The sequence below is a fragment of the Streptomyces sp. MMBL 11-1 genome (assembly GCF_028622875.1).
In the GTDB taxonomy this organism is placed as follows: Bacteria; Actinomycetota; Actinomycetes; order Streptomycetales; family Streptomycetaceae; genus Streptomyces.
The window spans coordinates 3,738,104-3,760,760 of record NZ_CP117709.1; the positions used below are offsets into that span (position 1 = coordinate 3,738,104).

The 22,657-nt window shown below is 71.0% G+C and carries 22 protein-coding genes; 14 read left to right on the forward strand and 8 right to left on the reverse strand.

Annotated elements, in window-relative coordinates; translation table 11 throughout:
- Positions 1 to 21: 21 nt before the first annotated feature.
- Positions 22 to 489 (reverse strand): SseB family protein, encoded by a 468-nt coding sequence (locus PSQ21_RS16155; protein ID WP_097867155.1) that lies wholly within the window; start codon positions 487 to 489, stop codon positions 22 to 24.
- Between the two features lie 167 nt (positions 490 to 656).
- On the opposite strand from PSQ21_RS16155, the gene PSQ21_RS16160 reads away from it, so the two are divergent.
- The 6 genes from PSQ21_RS16160 (at position 657) to PSQ21_RS16185 (ending at position 8,752) form a co-directional block, all read left to right on the forward strand.
- Positions 657 to 2,483 carry an acyl-CoA dehydrogenase gene (locus PSQ21_RS16160; protein WP_274031223.1) on the forward strand — a complete coding sequence of 609 codons (1,827 nt, stop codon included), beginning with the start codon at positions 657 to 659 and terminating at the stop codon, positions 2,481 to 2,483.
- Between the two features lie 120 nt (positions 2,484 to 2,603).
- Entirely contained in the window at positions 2,604 to 3,218 is a 615-nt protein-coding gene (locus PSQ21_RS16165; RefSeq protein ID WP_274031224.1) for a Uma2 family endonuclease, read from the forward strand.
- Positions 3,219 to 3,278: 60 nt separating this feature from the next.
- Positions 3,279 to 4,577: a M18 family aminopeptidase gene (locus PSQ21_RS16170; protein ID WP_274031225.1), complete on the forward strand. Its 1,299-nt coding sequence runs from the start codon at positions 3,279 to 3,281 to the stop codon at positions 4,575 to 4,577.
- Positions 4,578 to 4,678: 101 nt separating this feature from the next.
- Entirely contained in the window at positions 4,679 to 4,900 is a 222-nt protein-coding gene (locus tag PSQ21_RS16175) for a DUF6458 family protein (protein WP_274031226.1), read from the forward strand.
- Positions 4,901 to 5,135: 235 nt separating this feature from the next.
- A complete protein-coding gene (locus PSQ21_RS16180; protein ID WP_274031227.1) occupies positions 5,136 to 7,871 on the forward strand; it encodes an AfsR/SARP family transcriptional regulator in 2,736 nt (911 codons plus the stop codon).
- A 164-nt stretch (positions 7,872 to 8,035) separates the two neighbouring features.
- On the forward strand, positions 8,036 to 8,752 hold the full coding sequence (locus PSQ21_RS16185) for a DUF4232 domain-containing protein (protein ID WP_274031229.1): 717 nt from the start codon (positions 8,036 to 8,038) through the stop codon (positions 8,750 to 8,752).
- A gap of 114 nt (positions 8,753 to 8,866) precedes the next feature.
- On the opposite strand, the gene PSQ21_RS16190 is transcribed toward PSQ21_RS16185, so the two are convergent.
- Positions 8,867 to 10,684: an NHL domain-containing thioredoxin family protein gene (locus PSQ21_RS16190; RefSeq protein ID WP_274031230.1), complete on the reverse strand. Its 1,818-nt coding sequence runs from the start codon at positions 10,682 to 10,684 to the stop codon at positions 8,867 to 8,869.
- A gap of 64 nt (positions 10,685 to 10,748) precedes the next feature.
- Between PSQ21_RS16190 and PSQ21_RS16195 the strand changes: the two genes are divergently transcribed.
- Entirely contained in the window at positions 10,749 to 11,240 is a 492-nt protein-coding gene (locus PSQ21_RS16195; protein ID WP_274031231.1) for an LURP-one-related/scramblase family protein, read from the forward strand.
- A gap of 158 nt (positions 11,241 to 11,398) precedes the next feature.
- On the opposite strand, the gene PSQ21_RS16200 is transcribed toward PSQ21_RS16195, so the two are convergent.
- Positions 11,399 to 12,190, reverse strand: coding sequence for a carbon-nitrogen family hydrolase (locus tag PSQ21_RS16200; RefSeq protein ID WP_274031232.1), 792 nt, complete (start codon positions 12,188 to 12,190; stop codon positions 11,399 to 11,401).
- A gap of 221 nt (positions 12,191 to 12,411) precedes the next feature.
- On the opposite strand from PSQ21_RS16200, the gene PSQ21_RS16205 reads away from it, so the two are divergent.
- Positions 12,412 to 13,236, forward strand: a complete 825-nt coding sequence (locus PSQ21_RS16205) for a maleylpyruvate isomerase family mycothiol-dependent enzyme (RefSeq protein ID WP_274031233.1) — start codon at positions 12,412 to 12,414, stop codon at positions 13,234 to 13,236.
- Positions 13,237 to 13,342: 106 nt separating this feature from the next.
- Here the strand turns inward: PSQ21_RS16205 and PSQ21_RS16210 are convergent, their stop codons facing one another.
- Both PSQ21_RS16210 and PSQ21_RS16215 read right to left on the reverse strand, forming a co-directional pair.
- Entirely contained in the window at positions 13,343 to 14,650 is a 1,308-nt protein-coding gene (locus PSQ21_RS16210; RefSeq protein ID WP_274031234.1) for an MFS transporter, read from the reverse strand.
- A complete protein-coding gene (locus tag PSQ21_RS16215; RefSeq protein ID WP_274031235.1) occupies positions 14,647 to 15,330 on the reverse strand; it encodes a GntR family transcriptional regulator in 684 nt (227 codons plus the stop codon). The genes PSQ21_RS16210 and PSQ21_RS16215 overlap by 4 nt, the downstream gene beginning before the upstream one ends.
- A 28-nt stretch (positions 15,331 to 15,358) precedes the next feature.
- Here PSQ21_RS16215 and PSQ21_RS16220 point away from each other — a divergent pair, with 28 nt between their 5' ends.
- From PSQ21_RS16220 to PSQ21_RS16240, 5 genes are all read left to right on the forward strand, one after another.
- Positions 15,359 to 16,741, forward strand: coding sequence for an AAA family ATPase (locus tag PSQ21_RS16220; RefSeq protein ID WP_274031236.1), 1,383 nt, complete (start codon positions 15,359 to 15,361; stop codon positions 16,739 to 16,741).
- Positions 16,742 to 16,745: 4 nt separating this feature from the next.
- Positions 16,746 to 17,219, forward strand: coding sequence for a hypothetical protein (locus PSQ21_RS16225; RefSeq protein ID WP_274031237.1), 474 nt, complete (start codon positions 16,746 to 16,748; stop codon positions 17,217 to 17,219).
- Positions 17,220 to 17,313: 94 nt separating this feature from the next.
- Entirely contained in the window at positions 17,314 to 17,649 is a 336-nt protein-coding gene (locus PSQ21_RS16230) for an ArsR/SmtB family transcription factor (RefSeq protein ID WP_274031238.1), read from the forward strand.
- Entirely contained in the window at positions 17,649 to 18,323 is a 675-nt protein-coding gene (locus PSQ21_RS16235) for a cation transporter (protein ID WP_274031239.1), read from the forward strand. The genes PSQ21_RS16230 and PSQ21_RS16235 overlap by 1 nt, the downstream gene beginning before the upstream one ends.
- 84 nt (positions 18,324 to 18,407) lie before the next feature.
- Positions 18,408 to 19,307 (forward strand): D-alanyl-D-alanine carboxypeptidase family protein, encoded by a 900-nt coding sequence (locus PSQ21_RS16240; RefSeq protein ID WP_274031240.1) that lies wholly within the window; start codon positions 18,408 to 18,410, stop codon positions 19,305 to 19,307.
- A gap of 76 nt (positions 19,308 to 19,383) precedes the next feature.
- Here PSQ21_RS16240 and PSQ21_RS16245 read toward each other — a convergent pair whose 3' ends face one another.
- Positions 19,384 to 19,575, reverse strand: coding sequence for a DUF397 domain-containing protein (locus PSQ21_RS16245; RefSeq protein ID WP_274031241.1), 192 nt, complete (start codon positions 19,573 to 19,575; stop codon positions 19,384 to 19,386).
- A gap of 5 nt (positions 19,576 to 19,580) precedes the next feature.
- Positions 19,581 to 20,462: a helix-turn-helix domain-containing protein gene (locus PSQ21_RS16250; RefSeq protein ID WP_274031242.1), complete on the reverse strand. Its 882-nt coding sequence runs from the start codon at positions 20,460 to 20,462 to the stop codon at positions 19,581 to 19,583.
- Between the two features lie 258 nt (positions 20,463 to 20,720).
- Between PSQ21_RS16250 and PSQ21_RS16255 the strand changes: the two genes are divergently transcribed.
- Positions 20,721 to 21,149, forward strand: a complete 429-nt coding sequence (locus tag PSQ21_RS16255) for an ATP-binding protein (RefSeq protein WP_274031243.1) — start codon at positions 20,721 to 20,723, stop codon at positions 21,147 to 21,149.
- A 59-nt stretch (positions 21,150 to 21,208) separates the two neighbouring features.
- On the opposite strand, the gene PSQ21_RS16260 is transcribed toward PSQ21_RS16255, so the two are convergent.
- On the reverse strand, positions 21,209 to 22,657 hold the full coding sequence (locus PSQ21_RS16260; RefSeq protein ID WP_274031244.1) for a dihydrolipoamide acetyltransferase family protein: 1,449 nt from the start codon (positions 22,655 to 22,657) through the stop codon (positions 21,209 to 21,211).

Sequence of the window (22,657 nt, forward strand, 5' to 3'; positions counted from 1 at the left end):
CGACCCACCAGGACGTCACCCCTACCCGTACATACGACGCATCGCGAAGTCGACCATCTGCTCGACGGCCTTGGCGTCGAAGACCATCCGGTGATCACCCTCCATGTCCAGGACGAAGCCGTACCCCGTCGGCAGCAGGTCGATCACCTCGGCCCCGGTGATCACGAAGAACTTGGACTCCTTGCCCGCGTACAGCCGCAGCTCCTTGAGCGTGGTGAACATCGGGATCACCGGCTGCTGCGTGTTGTGCAGCGCCAGGAAACCCGGGTTGTCGCCACGCGGGCAGTAGACCTTCGACGTGGCGAAGATCTGCTGGAAGTCCTCGGCGGAGAGGGAGCCGGTGGTGAAGGCCCGAACCGCGTCGGCCAGGGAGGGCGGCGACGGTTCCGGATACAGCGGCTGCTCCCCGTAGCCGCCGCCCATCTGACCCATCTGGCCCATCTGACCCATCTGCTGCTGAGCACCAGGGTTCTGGTCGTAGCCGTACATGCTGCAAAGAGTAATCGGACACATCTGCGGCTTGAGGGGTTGCACCTTATTACTGACGGGTAGCATCATCGTAGGGGTCAGCTGATAGACCTACGCCCGCCTGTCGCCCGACCCGCATCACTCCCCGGGGCGCTGTGCGCCACTGCTATTGATTACGGAGCCTTCCCATGGGGCACTACAAGTCGAATCTCCGCGACATCGAGTTCAACCTCTTCGAGGTCCTCGGGCGCGACAAGGTGTACGGCACCGGTCCGTTCGGTGAGATGGACGTCGACACCGCGAAGAGCATCCTGGACGAGATCGCACGCCTCGCGGAGAACGAGCTCGCCGACTCCTACGCCGACGCCGACCGCAACCCGCCGGTCTTCGACCCGGAGACCAGGACCGCCCCGGTCCCGGCGAGCTTCAAGAAGTCGTACCAGGCCTTCATGGACTCCGAGTACTGGCGCCTGGGCCTCCCCGAGGAGATCGGCGGCACCACGTCGCCCCGCTCCCTGATCTGGGGCTACGCGGAGCTGCTGCTCGGCGCGAACCCGGCCGTGTGGATGTACTCCTCCGGCCCGGCCTTCGCCGGCATCCTCTTCGACGAGGGCAACGAGGAGCAGAAGAAGATCGCGGAGATCGCCGTCGAGAAGCAGTGGGGCTCGACGATGGTGCTGACCGAGCCGGACGCCGGCTCCGACGTCGGCGCCGGCCGGACGAAGGCCGTGCGGCAGGAGGACGGCTCCTGGCACATCGAGGGTGTGAAGCGCTTCATCACCTCGGGCGAGCACGACATGTCCGAGAACATCCTCCACTACGTGCTGGCCCGCCCCGAGGGCGCCGGCCCCGGCACCAAGGGCCTCTCGCTCTTCATGGTCCCGAAGTTCCACTTCGACTGGACCACCGGCGAGCTGGGCGAGCGCAACGGCGTGTACGCGACGAACGTCGAGCACAAGATGGGGCTCAAGGCCTCCAACACCTGCGAGATGACGTTCGGCGACCAGCACCCCGCCAAGGGCTGGCTGATCGGCGACAAGCACGACGGCATCCGCCAGATGTTCCGCATCATCGAGTTCGCCCGCATGATGGTCGGCACGAAGGCCATCGCCGCCCTCTCCGCGGGCTACCTGAACGCGCTGGAGTACGCCAAGGAGCGCGTCCAGGGTCCCGACCTGGCGAACTTCATGGACAAGTCGGCGCCCAAGGTCACCATCACGCACCACCCCGACGTGCGCCGCTCGCTCATGACGCAGAAGGCGTACGCCGAGGGCATGCGTTCCCTCGTGCTGTACACCGCATCCGTCCAGGACGCGATCCAGGAGCAGGAGGCCGCGGGCGAGGACGCCAAGGCGCTCAACGGCCTCAACGACCTGCTGCTGCCGATCGTGAAGGGCTACGGCTCCGAGAAGTCCTACGAGCAGCTCGCGCAGTCGCTCCAGACCTTCGGCGGCTCCGGCTACCTCCAGGAGTACCCGGTCGAGCAGTACATCCGGGACGCCAAGATCGACACCCTCTACGAGGGCACCACGGCAATCCAGGGCCAGGACTTCTTCTTCCGGAAGATCGTCCGCGACCAGGGCGCCTCCCTCAACACGCTCTCCGAGGAGATCAAGAAGTTCCTCTCGGAAGCCCAGGGCAACGAGGAGCTGGCCCCGGCGCTGGACTCGCTCGCCAAGGCCGCCGTGGACCTGGAGGCGATCGTCGGCACGATGATCACCGACCTCACCGCGACCGGCGAGGACGTCAAGAACATCTACAAGGTGGGCCTCAACACGACCCGCCTCCTGATGGCCTCCGGCGATGTCGTCGTCGGCTACCTGCTGCTCAAGGGCGCGGCCGTGGCGGCCGAGAAGCTGCCGACCGCCTCCGCCAAGGACGTCGCCTTCTACCAGGGCAAGATCGCCGCCGCGAAGTTCTTCGCCGCGAACGTCCTGCCGGGCGTCTCCACCGAGCGCGCGCTCGCCGAGTCGGTCGACAACTCGCTGATGGAGCTGGACGAGGCCGCGTTCTAGGAATCGCTCGCCTGTTTCGTCAACACGTGCCGCCATCCGGACTTCGTTCGGGTGGCGGCGCTGTCGTATCAGCTGGGTACGCTGAGTGCACGGGCCAGGACCCCTTCCATGGGAGGAACCATGACCGCCGAGGCACAGTCCGAAGCCTCGCAGCAGCGGCGCGCCAACCCCGGGTGGGCGGTCCCGCCACCGGACGGCTACACCGTGGACGATTTCTTCACGCTTGACGACCTCCCGCCGCACACAGAGCTGATCGACGGGAGCCTGGTTTTCGTCAGTCCGCAGCGGAAGTTCCACACGCTGGCGATGTATCTGCTGGAGCAGGGGCTGCGCCTCCATGTACCCGGGCACCTGCGTGTGCGTCGGGAGATGGCTGTCGTCCTGGGAAAGCGGAGTGTGCCCGAACCGGATCTGGTGGTGGTGTCGGCAGAAGCTGACGGCAATCAGCTCCAGACCCGCTACGAGGCCGCCGACGTCCTTCTCGCCGTGGAGGTCGTCTCCCCCGACTCCGAGGACCGCGACCGGGACACCAAGCCGCACAAGTACGCGGCGGCCGGCATCCAGCACTTCTGGCTCGTGGAAATGGTCGGCGACGGGCACCGCCCCATGGTCATCACCTACGAGCTGGACCCGGTCAACAAGACGTACGTCTCCACCGGCGTCCACCACGACCGGCTCAAGCTCTCCGCCCCGTACGACATCGACATCGACCTGACCTCGATCGACGAGCTGTAGGGCGACCGATCTCCCCGGTCACCGGATACCGAACCCCGAGTCCTCGTTACAGTGAAGAACATGAGTTCCCCTCTCCGGTTCGACCGCGCGCACACCGATGACCTGATGACCTTCCTGGCGGCCAGCCCGTCCCCGTACCACGCCGTGGCGAACGCCGCCTCGCGGCTGGAGGAGGCCGGCTTCCGGCAGGTCGAGGAGACCGCCGCCTGGGACGCGTCGGCCGGTGGGAAGTACGTGCTGCGCGGCGGGGCGATCATCGCCTGGTACGTGCCGGAGGGCGCGTCCGCGCACACCCCGTTCCGGATCGCGGGGGCGCACACCGACTCCCCGAACCTGCGGGTGAAGCCGCTGCCCGACACCGGGGCGCACGGCTGGCGCCAGATCGCCGTCGAGGTCTACGGCGGCACCCTGCTGAACACCTGGCTCGACCGGGACCTGGGCCTGGCCGGGCGGATCTCGCTGCGGGACGGCAGCCACCGGCTGGTCAACATCGACCGGGCGCTGCTGCGGGTGCCGCAGCTGGCCGTGCACCTGGACCGGTCGGCCAACACCGAGGGGCTCAAGCTCGACCGGCAGAAGCACATGCAGCCGATCTGGGGGCTCGGCGATGTCGAGGAGGGCGACCTGATCCGTTTCGTCGCCGAGGAGGCGGGTGTCGACGCCGCGGACGTCACCGGCTGGGACCTGATGCCGCACGCCATCGAGCCGCCCTCCTACCTGGGCCGGGACCGGGAGCTGGTGGCCGGGCCCCGGATGGACAACCTCCTCTCGGTGCACGCCGCGACCGCCGCGCTGGCCGCCGTCGCCGGGCAGGACGACGCCGACATCCCGTACATCCCGGTGCTCGCGGCCTTCGACCACGAGGAGAACGGCTCCCAGTCCGACACCGGGGCGGACGGGCCGCTGCTGGGATCGGTGCTGGAGCGCTCGGTGTTCGCGCGCGGCGGCACGTACGAGGACCGCGCCCGCGCCTTCGCCGGCACGGTCTGCCTCTCCTCCGACACCGGCCACGCCGTGCACCCCAACTACGCGGAGCGGCACGACCCGACGCACCACCCGGTCGCCAACGGCGGGCCGATCCTCAAGGTCAACGTCAACATGCGGTACGCCACCGACGGCAGCGGCCGTGCGGTGTTCGCCGCGGCCTGCGAGAAGGCGGGCGTGCCGTGGCAGAGCTTCGTGTCGAACAACGCGATGCCCTGCGGTACGACGATCGGGCCGATCACCGCGGCCCGGCACGGCATCCAGACCGTGGACATCGGCGTGGCGATCCTCTCGATGCACAGCGCGCGTGAGCTGTGCGGCGCCGACGACCCGTATCTGCTGGCGAACGCGCTCACCTCGTTCCTGGCGGGCTGACCCGCCCGCACAACCGCCCTCGCACACATGGTTGGTGCCGGGCCGGGTACGCGGTCCGTACACCGGCCCGGACTCACCGGGCGGTCGAGGAGGCGGAATTCATGGGACTCGGAGGATGCATTCTCCTGATCGGTGGGGGCGCGATCCTGGCGTTCGCCACCGACTGGCAGATGGACACCGTCAACGTCGACCTGGTCGGCTGGATCATGATGCTCGTCGGACTCGTGGGGGTCTTCGTCTACATGAGCATCGCGCGGCGCCGCCGTATGGTCGTGCCGCCCACCACCACCGTCGTCTCGGACGACGAACACCGCTACCACTGACGGTCCGCGCGACAACCGGGCCGCCTGGAACGAACGGTCCGCGGTGGGCGGCCGGTCCGCCCGGAACGAACGGTCCACGTGAGTGGCGGCCCGCGCGACGACCGGCCCGCGCAGAGGGCCGAACGCCGTCGCCGGGTCGGCCCGCTCTGCGCGGGGGCCTACGGAATCCCCGATATTCTGGGCCTGATGCCGCGCCCCCACCGTGGGTGCGTCCCGCCCGGAAGGGGAGCCGCCCGTGGAGTTCCGGCTGCTCGGCACGGTCTCCGTCGAAACGCTCACCGGGCCCCTGCCCCTGGGGCCGGCCAAACGGCGCAGTCTGCTCGCCGCTCTGCTGCTGTCCGCCAACACACCCGTCTCCATCGGGCGGTTGACGGACTGTCTGTGGGACGACGAGCCGCCGTCCCAGGCCCGCGGCGTCATCCAGGGGCACGTCTCCCGGCTGCGCGCCCTGCTGGCGGGCGCGGACGCGGAGGCGTACGGGGTGGAGCTCGCCACCGTCGGCGACGCCTACGTGCTGCGGGCCCCGGAGACACTGCTGGACTCGCAGCGGTTCGAGGAACTGCTGACGCTGGCACGGGAGCAGCGCGACCCCGCCGACGCCGTGCTGATGCTCAAGGAGGCCCTGTCCCTGTGGCAGGGCCCCGCGCTCAGCGGGGCGTTCGCCGGTCCGCCGCTCCGGGTGGCCGCGCACTCCCTGGAGGAATCGCGGCTGGCGACGGTCGAGCAGCTGTCCCGCGCCTACGGGGCGCTCGGGGAGCACCACCGGGCCGCCGCGCTGTTGACGGCGGAGACGGCGGCGCATCCGCTGCGCGAGTCGCTGGCCGCGGAGCTGATGCTGGCGCTGTTCCGGGCGGGGCGCCAGTCGGAGGCCCTGGACCGCTTCCACCGTACGAGGCGGCTCCTCGCCGACGAGCTGGGCATCGACCCGGGGCATGAGCTCGCCGACGCCTACGCGCTCATCCTGCGCGGCGCCCCGGGGCCGCCCGCGGGCGCCACCCCGCCGGAGGCCTCCGGGCCCTCACCCGCCGCCGTGCCGCCGCCCGCCGGGGAGCCGCACCCCGTCGACCTGCTGCCCCGCGCCCCCCGCGGCTTCCACGGGCGCGCCACCGAACTGGCCGCGCTCAGCCGGTCGGCGGCAGGAGAGGCGCCCGTCTGTCTGGTCACCGGTCCTGCCGGGGTCGGCAAGACGGCGCTGGCCCTCCAGTGGGCGCACCGCTCCCCCGCGCTCTTCCCTGACGGGCGGCTCTTCGCCGATCTGCGCGGGTTCAGCGCGGCCGGGGAACCCGCGCTCATCGACGTCCTGCGGGAGTTCCTGCTCGCGCTGGGCGTCTCCCCGCGCCGCGTTCCGGAGTCCGTGCCGGCCGCCGCCGCGCTGTTCCGCTCGCTGACCGCCCGGCGCAGGCTGCTGGTGGTCCTGGACAACGCGCGCGACTCCGCCACCGTCAGGACGCTGCTGCCGGGCGGCGCCGACTGCGTCACGCTGGTCACCAGCCGCCACCGGCTGGAGGGGCTCATCGCCTCGGACGCCGCCCGGCCGGTCCCGCTCGACACCCTGGAGACCGACGACGGCACGGCGCTGCTCGCCGGGGTGCTGGGGGAGGAGCGGGTCCTCGCCGAACCGGTGGCGGCCCGCCGGCTCTCCGAGCTGTGCGGCGGACTGCCGCTCGCCCTGCGCGTCACCGCGGCCCGCCTGGCGGGGCGGCCCCGCTGGACGCTGGCCGCGCTCGCCGGCGAGCTGGCCGACGAGCGCGGCCGGCTGGCGTATCTCGACGTGGACGACACCGGGGTGGCCGCCGCGCTGCGGCTCACCGTCCAGCATCTGCCGCCCGGGGCCGTCCACCAGCTGGCGCGGCTCGGCCACCATCCGGGCGGCCGTTACGACCCGTACGCGGCGGCCGCGCTCGCGGGGACGGACCCGGTCACCGCGAGGGCGGCGCTGGAGCAGCTGGCCGCCGCCCACCTCGTCACCGAGACCGCCCCCGGGCGCTGGGTCCTGCACGACCTGGTGCGCCTCTACGCCCGCAGCCTGGACCCGGCGTCCGCGCGCGAGGCCCTGATCGGGGTGCTCGACCACTGCATCGCCACCGCCCTGGCCGCCGCCGACACGGCGGAGCCCGGCGGCGAACCCTGCTTCGTGCTCCCGGAGGACTACCGCCGGCCCAGCGCCGTACGGGACTTCGCCGACCGTGCGGAGGCGATGCGCTGGCTGGCCACCGAGCGGGAGGACCTGGCGCTGACCGCCCTGGCGGCCCGGGAGGCGGGGCTCGACGACCGGGCCTGGCGGATCATCCTGCTCCAGTGGCCGCAGATGGTGTGGCGGGCACGGGACAGCTGGTCCCCGTTGCTGGAACTGGCCCTGGAGTCGGCTCGCGCCGAGAAGGACGCCTACGCGGAGTCGAGGGTGCTCGCGCTGCTGGGCTGGGTGCTGACGGAGGAGGGCCGCACCACCGAGGCCGCCGCCCTGCTGGAGCACTCGCCCGCGCTCGCCCGCGAGGCCGGCGACCCGCTCGGCGAGGCCACCGCGCTGATCAACCTGGCGATCGTCCAGGCCGAGCTGGGGTCCCTCCCGACCGCGGTGGAGAACTGCGCACGCGCCGTCGCACTGGCGCGCCGGGAGGGCGACCGGCACACGGAGATGCTCGCGCTCCAGCACCTCGCCCGGATGCACCTGACCGCGCACCGCCCCGAAGAGGCTCTCGCCTGCTCCCGGGCCGGGCTCGATCTCGGACCCGAGCACGAGGAGGCGGCGCGCCGTTCCCTGCTGCTGGCCGTCTGCGGCGAGGCCCACCTGGCCCTGGGCGAGGAGGAGGAAGGCGTACGGCTGCTGGACCGGGCCGCGCAGGAGGCGGAGCGGGCCGGGTACGACGAGGGGGCCGTACGGTCCCTGGCGGCGCTGCTGAGGGTGTCCGCGCGGGCGGATTTCCGGCGGCGGCACGACGAGGCGCTGCGGCGGATCGCCGAGGAGAGCTGAGCGGAGCGGCGTCCGGAGCGGCCCCGCCCGGCCCGACGTCAGCAGGACGTCAGCGGGACGGCAGCGATACGTGAGCGGCGGCGGGCAGAGTCGCTCCCGTAAGCCGCTCACGGGCGGACGTCTCGACCGGGCGTCCGCTCCACCGTCACCTCGGGGGAATCTCCATGCGCACCTTCCGCCACCGCACCACCGTCCTGGCCGCCGCGACCACGGCGGCCCTCGCTCTCACCCTCACCGCCTGCGGTGACGACGGCACCGGCACCCGGTCGGAGGGCCCGGCGGCGAGCGACTCCGCGACCGTCGCCGCGTCGGCCGCCGAATCCGGGAAGGCCGCCGACGACGCGGCGGAGACCGGCACCGCGGGATCCACCGGCAGCGGCAGCGGCACCGGGACCGCGCAGGCCGCGGGCACCACCAAGAGCTCCGCCGGCTCCGGCGGCACGTCCGCCAAGGCCGCCGCCCCCCTCTGCACGGCGAAGGGCCTGTCGATCACCGCCGAGCGCCAGGACGGCCCGCCCTACACCCACCTCACGCTGAGCGCGAAGAACACCTCCGGGGCCGGCTGCGAGATGAAGGAGTACCCGCACATCCACTTCCTGGACAACGCGCGGGGCATCGTCCCGCCCGTCGCCAAGAGCAAGCCGGAGACCCCGGTGATCCTGGAGCCCGGTCAGTCGGCCTATGTCGCGGTGCGCATGTCCGAGGGCGGCCGGAAGGAGAGCACCGAGACGGTGAAGGAGTTCACGGTCACGCTGAAGGCCAACGGCGGCGGCATGGCGGTCGTGCCGTCGCCCGCCCCCGAGGGCCTCTCCGTCAACCCGCAGAAGTGGGCCACGGGCTACTGGACCACGGAGCTGCGCAACGGCGCCGACGACTTCTAGGCGGAGCGGGCGGGCCACCCGAGGGCCCGTACCGACAGACGGCCGGCCGGGCCGTACCGAGGGCCCGTACCGACAGACGGCGGCCGGGCCGCCTGTCGGTCTCTCTCAGTCCCCTCAGCCCTGCTCGTCCATGCCCGCCAGCACCAGCGGCAGCCGGGGCGTTCCCTCCGCGGTCACACGGACGGGGACGCCCCAGTCCTGCTGGTGCACATGGCAGGCCGGGTACTCGTTGGCCGGGTCGTCGTCGCAGGACGCCGCCATCGCGGAGACGTGCAGCACGCCTTCGGTGACCCCGTCCGCGAGGACCAGGTCGCGCCCGAGGTCCGTCCCCGCGCCGGAGCCCTCCGCCAGCAGCTCGGGCGGGGTCGCGGAGACCAGCAGCCGGGTCGAGGGGCCGTAGCGGGTGTCCAGCTTCTGGCCCGCGGGCGCCTGGAAGACGACGTCGAGGCGGAGGGTGCCCGGGGCGATCTCGGTCGCGGCCCGCTGGGTGCGGTGCGCCTGACCGGCGACCCGGACCGCCTCCTCCGGCAGCCGGAGCCGGGTCAGCCGGTGGCGGGCCGACTCGACGACGACCAGATCGCCGTCGACCAGCACCGCGTCGCTGGGCTCGCGGACATCGGTGGCCAGGGTGGTGACCTCGCCGGAGGCCGGGTCGTACCGGCGCAGGGCGTGGTTGTACGTGTCGCTGATCGCGACCGACCCGTCGGGCAGGGCGGTCACGCCGAGCGGATGCTGGAGGAGCGCCTGGCCGGCGGCCCCGTCGCGGTGGCCGAAGTCGAAGAGCCCGGTGCCGACGGCGGTGCGGACGTGCTCGTCGCGGTCGACCCAGCGCAGCGCGGAGGTCTCCGAGTCGGCGACCCAGAGCCGCTCGCCGTCGGCGGAGACGGCGAGCCCGGACGGCTGGGCGAACCAGGCCTCGGCGGCCGGCCCGTCGACCAGGCCCTCGTTGGTGGTCCCGGCGGCGACGCGTACGGTCGCGCTCTGCGGGTCGTACGTCCACAGCTGGTGCACCCCCGCCATGGCGATCCACAGCCGGTCACCGAACCAGGCGATGTCCCACGGCGAGGAGAGGTCCACCTCGCGCGCCGGACCACTGGTCGCGGTCCCCTGCCACCACTGGCGGCCGGTCCCGGCGAGGGTGCTGGTCACTCCGGTCGTGAGGTCCAGGGCGCGGATGGCGTGGTTGACGGTGTCCGCGACGGCGATCCGGCCGTCGGGCAGCGCGGCGAGCCCCTGCGGTTCGCTGAACCGGGCCTCGTCCGGGCCGCCGTCGCTCAACCCTCGTTCGCCCGTGCCGAAGTGGCGGCGTACGGTCTCGCCGTCGGCGTCCAGCTCGACGAGGCGGTGCCGGGTGGTGTCGGAGACCAGGATTCCGCCGTCCGGCAGGAGCAGCGCCTTGCCGGGGAAGCGCAGATGCGTGGCGACGGGCTCGGGCGCGACGTAGGGGCCGTCACCGCGGTGCAGCGTGCCCTTGGCCCCGTGCTCGGCCTCCAGCTCCTCGACGAGCTTCTCGATGGCGTGCGCGTGGCCCTCGCCCGCGTGCTGGGCGACGACGTAGCCCTCGGGGTCGATCACGACGAGCGTCGGCCAGGCGCGTACGGCGTACTGCTTCCAGGTGGCCAGCTCGGGGTCGTCGAGGACGGGGTGGTGGACCTCGTAGCGCTCGACGGCGTCGACGACGGCCTGGTGCTCGGCCTCATGGACGAACTTGGGCGAGTGGACGCCGATGATCACCACGGTGTCGCGGTGCTTCTCCTCCAGCTCGCGCAGCTCGTCCAGGACATGCAGACAGTTCACACAGCAGAACGTCCAGAAGTCGAGGATGACGATGCGGCCTCGCAGGTCAGCGAGGGTGTACTGCCGGTCGCCTGTATTGAGCCAGCCGCCCTTGCCGATGAGTTCGGGGGCGCGGACGCGTGCACGTGATGCCATGCCACCAGTCAACACCGTGACCGCCTGCGCGCATTCCGCCGGACCCCGGGGGAACCTGTGACGCATGAGACTTCTCGTACGTGAGCGGCTGTTCGCCATCGGCGACGACTACTGGATCGAGGACGACGGGGGCCGCAAGGTCTTCCTGGTCGACGGCAAGGCGATGCGGCTGCGCGACACCTTCGAGCTGAAGGACGCCGACGGCCGGGTCCTGGTCGAACTGCGGCAGAAGCTGATCAGCCTGCGGGACACCATGCTCATCGAGCGGGGCGGCGAGGAGCTGGCCAAGGTCAAGCGCAAGCGGCTGTCGCTGCTCCGCAACCACTACCGGGTGACGCTGGTGGACGGCACGGAGCTGGACGTCAGCGGCAGGATCCTGGACCGCGAGTTCGCCATCGAGTACGACGGGGAACTGCTGGCCCAGGTCTCGCGCCGCTGGCTGACCCTCCGGGACACGTACGGCATCGATGTCGTCCGGGACGACGCCGACACCGCGCTGCTCGTCGCGGTGTCGATGTGCGTGATCGTGCTGGCGGACAAGGAGAACGAGGGCTGAAGCGCCCCGCCGCACGCGAGGGCCGTTGTTTCACGTGAAACGTCGCCGAAGGCCGCGAAGGCCGCCGGGCTGCCCTCTCAGCACCTCCCGGGCCCCCTCTCAGCACCTCCCGGCCCCCTCTCAGCGCCTCCGGGCCCTCGGAGCGCCTCCCAGCCCCCTCAGAGCGGCGGGGCAAGCCCCAGCCGCCGGTCCTTCAGCGCCGGGAACTGCTCCCGGGTCACCCGCACCTTGTCCGCGTCCAGCTCGACGGTCAGGACCTCTTCGTCCGCGCCTGCCTGGGCCAGCACCTCGCCCCAGGGGTCGACGACGATGCTGTGCCCGGCCTGCTGGATGTCGCCGTGGGTGCCGGCCGTTCCGACGGCCAGGACGTACGCCTGGTTCTCCACGGCACGGGCCTGCGCCAGGAGGGTCCAGTGGGAGCGCCGGCGCTCGGGCCAGCCCGCCGCGACGACCAGCGTCTCGGCGCCCGCGTCGACGAGCCCCCGGAACTGCTCGGGGAAGCGCAGGTCGTAACAGGTGGCGAGGCCCAGGGTGGTCTCCGGCAGGGGGACCGTCACCAACTCCTCGCCCGCGCCCATCATCACGGCCTCGCCCCGGTCGAAGCCGAAGCGGTGGATCTTGCGGTAGACGGCCGTGCGCTCGCCCTGCGGCGAGAAGACCAGGCTGGTGTTGTAAAGCGTGCCGTCGTCCGCCCGCTCGACGAAGGAACCGGCGTGCAGCCAGGCCCCGGCCTCGGCGGCGGCCTTCGCCATCACCTCGTGCGTCGGGCCCTCCAGGGGCTCGGCCTCCGCTTCGAACGCGGTGTAGGCGAACGCCCCGACCGGCCACAGTTCAGGAAGAACCACCAGGTCAGCACCGCGCTGGGCGACCACCATCGAGGCCGCCCGCACCCTGCGGGCATCGACGGATTCGTCCGGGTCAACTGCGATCTGGATGAGAGAGGCGCGCACACTACCACCGTCCTGGCATTCGAGCCGTCAACACGGGCCTACGATCGTCACACCAAAGCACTGCCGGGGTGCCTGCTCGCAGCGTAACTTGGACCCATCGCCGGTGGGTCCGGCGGTCGAACCTGCACGCAGCTCGCCGACAGCGCCGTCAGTGCCAGCCCACCCGCCAGCACTCCCTGCTCTCTCCAGCCCATGCACCGCAGAACCGCACGAGGGGTCCCGTGACCGTCCATCCCAGCCTCCAGCCCTACACCGACGCCGCGACCCACTCCATCGAGGCGATAGCCGAGCTGGTGAAGCCTCTCCCCGAGGGCGAGTGGAACCGCCGAACGCCCTGCCCGGGATGGTCGGTGCGCGACATCGTGTCGCACGTCATCGGCATGGAGTGCGAGATGCTCGGCGATCCCCGGCCGATCCACTCCCTCCCGCGCGACCTCTACCACGTGCAGAGCGACTTCGCCCGCTACATGGAGATGCAGGTCGACGTCCGGCGGCACCACACCTCCCCGGAGATCACCGCCGAGCTGGAGTACGTCCTCATCCGCCGGGCCCGCCAGATCCGCAACGAGTCGCGCAGCCCCGAGACCAAGGTGCGCGCGCCGCTGGGCGCCGAGCAGACCCTCGAAACAGCGCTGAACCTGCGGGCGTTCGACGTCTGGGTGCACGAGCAGGACCTGCGCGCCACGCTCGGGCAGCCCGGCAACCTGGACTCCCCCGGCGCCCTGATCACCCGGGACATGCTGCTCGCCGGGCTGCCGAAGGTGGTCGCCAAGAAGGCGGGCGCGCCCGCGAATTCGGCGGTCGTCTTCGACGTGCACGGGCCGGTGGAGTTCCTGCGGACGGTACGGGTCGACGCGGAGGGCCGCGGCTCGGTCGACGGCGCGCCCTCACTCGGCCCCGCGGTGACGCTGTCGCTGGACTGGGAGACGTACGTCCGGCTCGCCTGCGGCCGGGTCCGCCACACGGCCGTCGCCGACCGGATCAAGGTCGAGGGCGACCAGGAGCTGGCCACCGCGATCCTGGACAACTTCGCCGTGACCCCGTGACCCCGTGACCCCGCGTTCCATGACCCCGTAGAACCGTCCTCCGCCCCGGCGGCGCCCGTCCCGGACCATGGGCGACGGGCGCGCCGCCGAGCGGCGAAGGAGGCGGCTACGCCGGTACGTGCACGGCCTCGACGCGGCTCACCACGTGGTGCTCGCGTTCCCTGAGCGCCGCCCGGCGGCGCAGCCGCAGGATCTGGGTGACGCCGAGCGCCTCCAGGACGAAGACCGAGGCGAACGCGGCACGGTAGTTGTCGCCCGTGGCGTCCAGCAGGACCCCGACGGCGAACAGGGTGGTCATCGAGGCGATGAACCCGCCCATGTTGACGATCCCCGAGGCGGTGCCCTGGCGTTCGGGCGGATTGGCCGGCCGGGCGAAGTCGAAGCCGACCATCGAGGCCGGTCCGCAGGTACCGAGCACCACGCACAGGGCGACCAGCAGCCACATCGGCGTACGGTCGGCCGGGTAGAGGATCGCGGACGCCCAGAGCAGGGCCGTCATCGCCACCGTGCCCAGCGCGATGGGGATCCGTGCCTCGTGGTGGCGGGCGATGATCTGCCCGTAGACGAGCCCCACCACCATGTTGGACAGCACCACCAGGGTGAGCAGCGTGCCCGCCGTTCCCCGGCTCAGCCCCTGTGCCTCGACCAGGAACGGCATCCCCCACAGCAGCAGGAACACCATCGCGGGGAACTGGGTGGTGAAGTGCACCCACATCCCGAGCCGGGTCCCCGGCTCCCGCCAGGCGGCGGCGAGCTGCCGACGGACGTACGCGGCCCCGGCGTGCGCGGCGGGCGGCGGCTCGTGGCCCTCGGGGTGGTCCTTCAGGAACAGCAGGAGCGGCACCAGCACCACGACACCGGCCAGCGAGCTGCCGACGAACGTCGCGGTCCAGCCGTAGCTGTGCAGCGCCCGCGCGATGAACAGCGTCGAGACGAGGTTGCCCGCCATCCCGAACAACGCCGCGACCTGGCCGATCAGCGGTCCGCGCCGGGCCGGGAACCAGCGGCTGCCGAGCCGCAGCACGCTGATGAACGTCATCGCGTCGCCGCAGCCGAGCAACGCGCGGGCCGCCAGCGCCATGCCGTACGAGGGGGAGAGCGCGAAGCCGAGCTGTCCGACGGTGAACAGGACGGCCCCGATCGTGAGGACCTTCTTGGTGCCGAGCCGGTCGACCATCAGACCGACGGGTATCTGCATGCCCGCGTAGACGAGGAGCTGGAGGATCGAGAACGTGGACAGCGCGGAGGCGTTGACGTCGAACCGGTCGGCGGCGTCGAGTCCGGCGACGCCCAGGCTGGTACGGAAGATGATCGCGACGAAGTAGACGGCGACCCCGATGCCCCAGACCCAGGCGGCACTCCGGCCGCCGGGTGGATCACCGGGCAGGGAGAGCGTGGGGGCGGCCGAGCTCACCGGTCCTCCCCCCGCACCAGCACCCGCACCCGGCCGACATGGCGGCGCACGACCAGGGCCGCCCCGTCGGCGTCCCCGGCCCGGATCGCCTCCAGCAGCTCACCGTGCTCGGTGATGTTGGCCTCGATCCTGCCCGGGTGGGCCTCCATCACCGCGACACCCATCCGCAGCTGACGGTCGCGCAGCTGGTCGTAGAGGCGCGAGAGGATCTCGTTGCCGGCGTGCTTCACGATCTCGGCGTGGAAACAGCGGTCCTTGACGGCCACGGCGGCCAGATCGCCGTCCTCGGCCAACTGCCGCTGCTCATCCAGGAGCTGCTCCAGCCGGGCGATCAACTGCGCGGACGCGGGCACCGCCTTGCGCGCGGCGAACTCCTCGACCAGCAGCCGGGTCTCCACCACGTCCTTGATCTCCTGCGCGGAGACGGCGAGCACGAGGGCGCCCTTCTTCGGGTAGAGCTTGATCAGCCCCTCGACCTCCAGCCGCAGCAGCGCCTCGCGCACCGGCGTCCGGGAGACGCCGACCGCGTCCGCGAGATCCCCTTCGGTGAGCAGGGTCCCGCCCTCGTAGCGGCGGTCCAGGACGGCTTCCTTGATGTGGGTGTAGACGCGCTCGGCGGCGGGCGGGCGCTTGAGGGAGGCGGTCGGCGGCTGTACGGAGGCGGAGGGTGCGGCAGGCATGCGCACAGCATAGATACAACATGCACGCATGGCGGCCCCCGTCCGGATCCTGGACGCCGTCCGGCTGCCCGCGCCGGTCCCCTTGCGTTACGTTGAGCGGGTGACAGGTCACGCCATCGAAGAGGTACGTCTCACCGCGTTCAAGAGCTTCCACGGCGCGGTGCTTCCGCTGGCGCCTCTCACGGTCCTCATCGGGCGCAACAGCAGCGGAAAGTCGAACGCGCTGGACGGGCTGGAGGTCCTCTCCCGGCTGGCGCGCGGCGATGACATCACCGAGGCCCTGGAGAGCCGGCGCAGTGCGGCGGGTCCGGTGCGGGGCGGGCTGAGCGGGTGCGTGCCGCACGGCTCGGACCGGTTCTCGCTCGGCTGCACCGTCAGCACGGAGTACGGGCCCATCACGTTCGACGTGACGGTCCAGGTCGAGCCGGAAGTCCAGATCATCGAGGAACGGCTCACCGGTCCGACGACGAGCGGCACACGCCCTCTCCTCGTGAGCGGAGAGCCGATCCCGCACCGCGCGGACATCGACGCCTCCTGGCACAACGGGAAGCGGGGCCGGAACCCGAGCGCCCCCTTCCGGAGCACCCGCCTGCTGACCTCGCAGCTGCCTCTGCGCGTTCCCGGTCAGAGTGAGGGCGAGATCGACACCGTATGGGCGGCCGAGGCCCTGTTGACCGCACTCACCGGGGCCTTTCACCTCGACCCCGTACCGCATCTGATGCGGCAGTACGTACCGGCTCGTGATTTCCATCTGCGCAGGACGGCAGAGAACCTCTCCGCCGCGATCGGCAACATCAAGCGGCACGACCAGGAAACGTTCACGAGCCTCGTCGGCCTCCTCAGAGGCCTGGCCGATCACGACATCGAGCGGCTGGCCGTCACGAGGTCGGAACTGGGTGACGTCATGCTCGCACTCCACGAAGGGCCGTTGGGGCTCACCCCGGCCCGCGAGATGAGCGACGGCATGCTCAGGTTCCTGGCGGTCACGACGTCGCTGTTGACCGGTGGTGACGGGCTGGACCTGGGGCCCGCCCCGGACGAGGACATCGAACGGTCACTCACTCTGGTCATCGAAGAACTGGAGAACGGACTGCACCCGTCCCAGGCCGCGGAGGTGCTGCGCCTGGTACGGGGAGCGGCAACCGAGGGCACGACCCGGGTCCTCATCACCACCCACAGCCCCGCCCTGCTCTCCGCGCTCAGCGGCGACGACCACGAAGGGGTCATCGTCTGCTCCCGGGACCGGGAAACGGGCTCCAGCCTCCTGACTCGGCTCACCGAACTGGACGGCTACGCCACGGCAATGGGCGCGGGCCCGCTGGGCGACGTGGTGACCCACGGTCGGCTGGTCCGCGAAGAACGCGGCGAAGAGGACTACGCCGAGTTCGACCGACTTCTCGGGATCGGGTGAGGTCATGGCCCGGGGGGTGGAGTTCGTCGACACGTCGATCCTGTGCAATCTGCTGGATGTTCCCGGCAAGTGCCAGGACCGCAAGCAAGTGATCGCCGAGCTGAAGAGCAAGCGCGAACGTCGGGAGACCGACCTTCTGCTGCCGGTCACCGCCATCATCGAAACGGGCAACCACATCGCCCAGGTGTCCAACGGGCGGGCACGCCGCTCGTGCGCGGAACGGCTCTCCGGAGTCCTGACCACCGTCATCGAGGGGAAGGCTCCCTGGGCGCTCAACGAGGTCGAATGGGACGCGGCCCACCTCCGGGCGCTCGTGAACGGCGGCAGCACCGGGAGCAGCCTGATCGAGCACGCCTGCAACAAGCTCGGCTGCGGCGACCTCAACATCCTCATCGAGCGGGACCGGTATCTCGCCCGTACATCCGGAGTACGGGCCTCGATCTGGACGCTGGACGACCTCCTCTCTTCCTACGCCTGACCGAGAGCGTCCGGCTGTGCCGTGCATGAGCTCCGCTACCCGACTCCAACAGTTCACGCTTCCCTGAATTCACGTATCGCTGTACTGTCGTTCCATGCTGACCGCCGTTTCCGACATCGAGGTGCTCGCACGGTTCGGCCGCGCGCTCGCCGACCCGATCCGCTGCCGCCTGCTGCTCGCGCTCCGCGAGGCCCCCGCATACCCCTCCGACCTCGCCGAGGCCCTCGGCATCTCGCGCACCCGGCTCTCCAACCACCTGGCCTGTCTGCGCGACTGCGGCCTGGTCGTCACCGTGCCGGACGGCCGCCGGACGCGCTACGAGCTGGCCGACCGACGTCTCGGCAGCGCACTGGACGACCTGCGCTCCGCGGTGGTGGCCGTCGAGACCGACCGCACGTGCCCGGACGCGGAGACGGAGGACTGCTGCTGATGACCACGCTCTCCCTCGGCCCCTCCCCGGCCCGCCGGGACGCGCTCGCCCGCCGGATACGGCTGCTGGTCGCGGCCACCATCGCCTACAACGTCATCGAGGCGGCAGTCGCCCTCACCGCCGGAACGATCGCCTCCTCCAGCGCCCTGATCGGCTTCGGCCTGGACTCCGTCATCGAGGTCTCCTCCGCCGCCGCGATCGCCTGGCAGTTCTCCGCCCGCGAGCACGCGGTGCGCGAGAGCCGGGAGAGGACGGCTCTGCGGATCATCTCCGTATCGTTCTTCGCGCTCGCCGCGTACGTCGCCGTCGACGCGGCCCGGACGCTGGCCGGGACCGGCGAGGCCGAACCGTCCCCTCTCGGCATCGTCATCGCCGCGCTCTCGCTGGCGGTCATGCCGTTCCTCTCGGCCGCCCAGCGACGGGCGGGACGCGAGATCGGGTCCGCGTCCGCCGTCGCGGACTCGAAGCAGACCCTGCTGTGCACGTACCTCTCCGCCGTCCTGCTGGCCGGGCTGCTCCTCAACGCCACGCTCGGCTGGGCCTGGGCCGACCCGGTCGCCGCCCTCACCATCGCCGTCATCGCCGTCAAGGAAGGCCGCGAAGCCTGGCGGGGCAAGGGCTGCTGCGCGTCGGCGGTCCAAGGTCAAGCCTGCGCAAATTCACCCGATCAGTAACGCATCCATTGCCCCGTCTCAGGAGTCTCACCTCCGAGCGGCACCCTTATGTGGCCGCATATCAGGGGCATTTGGAGCGTTCAGTTGAATATCGGCATCAAGCGCATCAATCGCGTCACCGTCACGGCCACCGTGACGCTCACCGCCGGTGCGGTGCTCGCGGGCAGCGCCTTCGCCTCCACGGCGCACGCCGCCACGCCGCCGACTCCGAAGATCGTCGCCAAGGGCGGCTTCGTGATGAACAACGGCACGGGCAAGACCCTCTTCACCAAGTCCGCGGACACCCGGCGCGCCACGGGCTCCACCACCAAGATCATGACGGCGCTGGTGGTCCTGTCGCAGAAGAACGTGAACCTGAAGTCCAAGGTCACGGTCCAGAAGGCGTACAGCGACTACATCGTCAAGAAGAACGCCTCGTCCGCCCGGCTCATCGTCGGCGACAAGCCCACCGTCGGCCAGCTCCTCTACGGCCTGATGCTCCCCTCCGGCTGCGACGCCGCGTACGCCCTGGCCGACAAGTTCGGCTCCGGCAAGACCCGTGCGGCCCGCGTGAAGTCGTTCATCGGCAAGATGAACGCCACGGCGAAGAGCCTCAAGCTGAAGAACACCCGCTTCGACTCGTTCGACGGCATAGGGGGCGGCAACAACTACTCGACCCCCCGTGACCTGACGAAGATCGCCAGCAAGGCGATGAAGAACTCCACGTTCCGCTCGATCGTCAAGACCAAGTCGACGAAGCAGAAGGTGACCACGAAGAGCGGTGGCTACCGCTACATGTCGTGGAGCAACACCAACAAGATGCTCAGCAGCTACAGCGGCGCCGTCGGCGTCAAGACCGGCTCCGGCCCGACCGCCAAGTACTGCCTGGTCTTCGCCGCGACCCGGAAGGGCAAGACGGTGATCGGCACGGTGCTGACGTCGTCCTCCGAGAAGAACCGCACCGCCGACGCGAAGAAGCTGATGGACTACGGGTTCAAGAAGTAGCCCGCCCGCGCTGTACGAGGAGGGGGCCCGGCCCGCACGAGGTGTGCGGGCCGGGCCCCCTCGCCGTACCCACGGCCTACGGCTGCCGGCGGTGCAGGCCGGCGGTGAACGCGTCCCAGGCGGCGGGCGCGACGGTGAGGACAGGCCCCCCGAGGTGCTTGGAGTCGCGGACGGCGACGGTGCGGGGGAGGTTGCGGGCTACCTCGACGCACTCCTGGCCAGCGTTGCCGCCGCTGTAGCTGGACCTGACGAATTTGTACGCGGGCACGGGGCCTACAACTCCTTGAGAATGCCGTCGACCAGTCTGACCGAGTTGCGCTGCGCGAGACCCAGCCGCGTGATGCGGTCGAAGAGCCGGACATGATGCTCGGCATCAGTATCGCTCTCCAGCCAGAGCGTGCTCGACGTCGTATCCATGTGCACCACGTCGAGCGCTCCCGGATCGGCGAACGACACAATGGTGAAGGCACTCGTCATCCCTGGATGAGCACCCGCCAGGTAGGGCATGACCTGGAGCTTCACGTTCGGCTGCCGAGCCATGTCCAGCAAATGACCGAGCTGCTCCCTCATCACCTGTCTGCCTCCCACCAGTTGGCGCAGAGCACTTTCATGCACCACTGCCCATAGCTCAAGCGGACGTTCGCCGGTCAACCGCGCCTGCCGTGCCATCCGGGCTTCGACAAAGGGTTCGATCTCGTCAGGATCCTCCCAGGACCCGTTTCCCACCGCCAGCGCCCTGGCGTAATCAGGCGTCTGCAACAAGCCGGGCACGATGGCCAGCTGCCAGGTGCGCAAGCTGCTGGCGATGTCCTCCAACGCCACGTACTCGACCATGGATTCGAGCCCGGGGTACTGGTTCCACCAACCGCTCGCCTTGCGGCGCTCACGGTCGGCTTTGGCCAGAGCCAAAAGCCTGTCGACTGCGGCGCTGTCAGCCTCGCCGTACAGGTGGCACAGGGCCCGGATGTCCGGGTCCCGTATCGGTACGAGGCCTCGCTCGATCTTGGCCACCTTCGCCACCGACGCCGTCAGCGCGTCCGCAGCATGCGACTGGCGCATGTCCTGCGCTTCCCGCATCCGCAGCAACTCACCGCCGAGACGGCGCCCCAACACGGTAGAAACCGTCCGCCCTCGATCAGGACTGTTGCCTGCCACGTCTCATCCCCTCCGCCGAGTGGCCCAAGTCTGGGACCCCTCCCCTTCGAACACCAACTAGGGCAGAGAATTTTCTGCCCGCAGTTATTGCTGCACGAGGGATCACACCACTACCGTCAGTACTCCACCGCTCGCACAGCGGAACCAACTCGGCGGAAGTGCACCGCCCTGCCCTGCGCCGGAACCGAAGAATCACGGCCCTGCCCACCGCAGCAGCGACATCGCCACCGCCCACCCCCACCCCGGAGGCACGCACCCATGTCCGCAGCCCAGGAGACCCCCGTACCCGCCCCCGCCCCCGTCCTCCGCGAGGACCGCGTCGACTACACGCCCACCGCGCACAGCGTCGTCCTCAGCCGGCACCGCGCCGCTCGGCTCGTCCTCCAATGGGGGCACCCCGCCCTGGCCGGTGACGCGGCGCTCCTGGTCAGCGAGTTGGCGACCAACGCGTTGCTGCACGGGGCCATCCGGGGCCGGCTCTTCCGGGTCCGGCTCACCCTCACCGCTACCGCCCTCCGGATCGCCGTCAGCGATCCGCGCGGGGAGCGGCTGCCCAGCCTCCGGCGGCCCGACGCCGACGACTGTTACGGGCGCGGGCTCCTGATCGTCGCGCGGCTCGCCGACGACTGGGGCGTCGAGCCGCGCACGGTGGGGAAGACCGTGTACGCCGAACTCGCCGTGCGGTGAAGGCCGGACATGCCGGTGGGCCCGTACGGAGAAACGTACGGGCCCACCGGGAAAAGCAGCTACGCCCAGGTGATCAGGCGCTTCGGCTGCTCCAGGATCGCCGCCACATCGGCCAGCACCTTGGAGCCCAGCTCGCCGTCGACCAGGCGGTGGTCGAACGACAGCGCCAGTGTGGTGACCTGACGCGGCTTCACCTTGCCCTTGTGAACCCACGGCTGGAGCTTGATCGCGCCGACCGCCAGGATCGCGGACTCGCCCGGGTTGAGGATCGGCGTACCGGTGTCGACGCCGAAGACGCCGACGTTGGTGATGGTCACCGTGCCGCCCGCCATCGCCGCAGGGGACGTCTTGCCGTCCCGGGCCGTGGCGACCAGCTCGCCCAGGGCCGCCGCGAGCTGCGGCAGCGTCTTGTCGTGCGCGTCCTTGATGTTCGGCACGATCAGACCGCGCGGGGTGGCCGCCGCGATGCCCAGGTTGACGTAGTGCTTCTGCACGATCTCCTGGTTGGCCTCGTCCCAGGCGGCGTTGACCTCGGGGTTCCGCTTGATCGCCACGAGGAGGGCCTTGGCGATGATGAGGAGCGGGTTGACCCGCACCCCCGCCATGTCCTTGTCCTCCTTGAGCTCGGCCACGAGCTTCATCGTGCGCGTCACGTCGACCGTGACGAACTCGGTGACGTGCGGCGCGGTGAACGCGCTGCCCACCATCGCCTGCGCGATGGCCTTGCGGACGCCCTTGACCGGGATACGGGTCTCCCGGGCGGAGGCGGGGGCGTCGGCTGCCACCGGAGCCTCGGCGGTCACCGGTGCGGGCGCCGGCGTAACCGGGGCCGCCTCGGAGGCCACGGCCGGGGCCGCCGCCGCGTGGACGTCCTCGCGGGTGATGACGCCGTCCTTGCCCGTCGGCACCACCGTCGCGAGGTCGATGCCCAGGTCCTTGGCGAGCTTGCGGACCGGCGGCTTGGCGAGCGGACGGCCGCCGGCCGGAGCACCGGCCACGGGCGCGGGAGCGGGAGCGGCGGGTGCCGCGTGCCCGTTCAGCTCGGCCTGCACCGCCGCCGCGACGGCGGCGGCCTCCGGCGCGGCCGACGCCCCCTTGCGCGGGCGGCGCTTGGTGGAGGACTCGGCGACGCCGTAACCCACCAGGACCGGCGTACGCCCCTTCGGCTCGGCTTCCGCCTCGGGCTCCTCCACCGGCTCCTGGGCCGGAGCGCCGGCCGGGGCCGGGGCGTCGCCGCTGCCCGGGGCCACGTCGATCGCGATGATCACCTGGCCGACGTCGACGGTCGTGCCCTCGGGGAAGCGCAGCTCGTGCACCACCCCGTCGAACGGGATCGGCAGCTCGACGGCCGCCTTCGCGGTCTCGACCTCGCACACGACCTGGCCGTCGGTGACGGTGTCGCCGGGCTGGACGAACCACTTGAGGATCTCGGCCTCGGTCAGTCCTTCGCCCACGTCGGGCATCTTGAACTCACGGAAACGAGCAGACGTTTCGGTCATCGTCGTCAC